A 2,307-nucleotide genomic window follows, 5' to 3' on the forward strand; every position below is an offset into this window, starting at 1 on the left:
AGCGAGTCTCCTGCTGTGGTGAAGGCTTTGCTTGATGCCGGCGCCAACCTTGAGGCCAAGGATCAAACCGGTCAAACCGCACGGGATTTAATACGAGAGAATGACGACCTAAGGGGAACTGATGTGTACCGGCTTCTTACGAGGCGCTGAACGTGACAAAGGGGACTTGTTCAGAGACTCCTTAGCCCCCATTTGTGATGCCCCCATCATCTCAACACCCCTTTGCATTGATCCTGGCCTCGGCCTCCCCCTCCCGGCGGCGTCTGCTGGAGCAGGCCCGGATCCCCTTTCACGTGCAGGTCAGTGGTTTTGACGAGGACAGCCTCCCCAGGACAATGGCGCCGGATCAGTTGGTCACCGCCCTGGCCCTGGGGAAAGCCGGAACAGTTGTGGAGCGCTTGCCCCAGCCAGGACCTCTGGTGCTTGGCTGCGACTCCGTGTTGGTGTTCCAGGGTGTTACGCAAGGCAAGCCCACATCCGCAGACGAGGCTATCCGCCGTTGGCGTGCCCTGGCAGGCCGGAGGGCTGCCCTGTACACCGGTCATTGCCTTCTTGATAGCGGCCTGGAGCGAGCTTGTCAGGGTGCGGTGGTGACCTGGATACGCTTTGCCCCGGTGGATGAGGCCACGATCCAGCACTACGTGGCCACGGGCGAGCCCTTGGGCTGTGCTGGCGCCTTCGCCCTGGAGGGGCGTGGTGGCCTCTTGATTGACGCCATCGAGGGCTGCGCCTCCAACGTGATGGGCTTGAGCCTGCCCTGGCTACGCCATCACCTGGCGTCGTGGGGGGTCAGTTTGGCGGCGCTGTGGGGGATGGGCGGCCACAAAAAAGCCCCCTGAGCGGGGGCTGTGTTTTGCTGCAGGGATCCTGGCCGTGGGGGAAGGGCTAGTCCAGGTCAGGCATAGCCAGAACTGGCTCAGCCTCCCGGTCGATGCCCTTCTCAAAACCGGCGGCGGCGGCCCTGGCCCGGCCGGCATGCCAGAGGTGACCCACCAGGAAGAAGAAGGCCAGAACAAACTGGGCGCCACCCAGCCATTGGCGCAGGTTTACGTAGTTCACTGCGTTGGGCTCGGTGATGATGCCGCCCACGGAGTTTATGGAGGCGTTGGGAGCATGGGTCATGTACTCCGCTGCACGACGCACTTGCCAGGGCTGGATGTCGTTCTGCAGCTTCTCCAGGCTGAGACCGTTTGGACCCCGCAGTGGCTCCAGCCACGGCCCACGGAAATCCCAGAAGCGCATGGTCTCGCCACCGAAGATGATTTCGCCGGTGGGGGAGCGCATCAGGTACTTGCCCAGACCGGTGGGCCCCATGGCGGAACCAATGTTGGCGCCCAGGCGCTGGTCCCGCACCAGGAAGGTGAAGGATTGGGACTGGGAGGCTTCCGCGTTGGTGGGTCCCCAGAACTCGGATGGATAGGCGGTGTTGTTGAACCAGATGAAGGTGGAGGCAATAAAGCTCATCATGCTGAGGGCCCCCAGGCTGTAGCTCAGATAAGCCTCACCGTTCCAGATGAAGGCCCGGCGCACCCAGCCGAAAGGCTTGGTCAGCACATGCCAGATGCCACCGAAGATGCAGGTGATTCCCAGCCAGATGTGGCCACCGATGATGTCCTCCATGTTGTCCACACCAACGATCCAGCCCTGACCTCCCCAGGGGGAGCGCGCCAGGTAGCCGAAGATGACAGCAGGGTTCAGGGTTGGATTGGTGATCGTGCGCACGTCGCCACCACCAGGGGCCCAGGTGTCGTAAACACCGCCAAAGAACATGGCCTTGAACACCAGCAGCAGGCAGCCCACCCCCAGGAGAATCAGGTGATAGCCAATGATGTTGGTCATCTGATTCTTGTCCCGCCAGTCCTGGGAGAAGAAGGCTGAGTAGTTCTCCAGCACGTTGGGGCCGCGCAGGGCATGGTAGAGGCCGCCAATGCCCAGGACGGCCGAGGACACCAAGTGCAGCACCCCCACCACAAAGAAGGGGTAAAGACTGGTGATCTCGCCACCGGGCCCGACCCCGTAGCCCAGGAGAGCCACGTGGGGGAAGCAGAGGAAACCCTGCTCATAGATGGGCTTGTCAGCGGTATAATGACTCACCTCGAAGAGCATCATGGCCCCGGCCCAAAAGACCATGAGGCCGGCATGGGCAACATGGGCCCCCAGGAGGCGACCCGAAAGATTGATGAGGCGGGCGTTTCCAGCCCACCAGGCGTAGCCGGTGGAGTCCTGGTCCAGGCTGCCGCCGAGGGAAGGATTAGAGAGCGTTACCACGTGGGAGGACCTCTTCAGGGAATAGGAAGCGTTCGTGAG

2 protein-coding genes are annotated in these 2,307 nt (G+C 62.3%); one reads left to right on the forward strand and one right to left on the reverse strand.

The window, feature by feature from the left end; all coding sequences use genetic code 11:
- The first annotated feature begins 197 nt into the window (after positions 1–197).
- Positions 198–839: a nucleoside triphosphate pyrophosphatase gene (locus FLM9_RS04900; RefSeq protein WP_074457524.1), complete on the forward strand. Its 642-nt coding sequence runs from the start codon at positions 198–200 to the stop codon at positions 837–839.
- Positions 840–885: 46 nt separating this feature from the next.
- On the opposite strand, the gene psbC is transcribed toward FLM9_RS04900, so the two are convergent.
- Positions 886–2,268 (reverse strand): photosystem II reaction center protein CP43, encoded by a 1,383-nt coding sequence (gene psbC, locus FLM9_RS04905; protein ID WP_074457525.1) that lies wholly within the window; start codon positions 2,266–2,268, stop codon positions 886–888.
- Positions 2,269–2,307: the final 39 nt, after the last annotated feature.

Origin of the sequence: Candidatus Synechococcus spongiarum, assembly GCF_900047545.1 — a bacterium.
GTDB lineage: Bacteria > Cyanobacteriota > Cyanobacteriia > PCC-6307 > Cyanobiaceae > Synechococcus_B > Synechococcus_B spongiarum_C.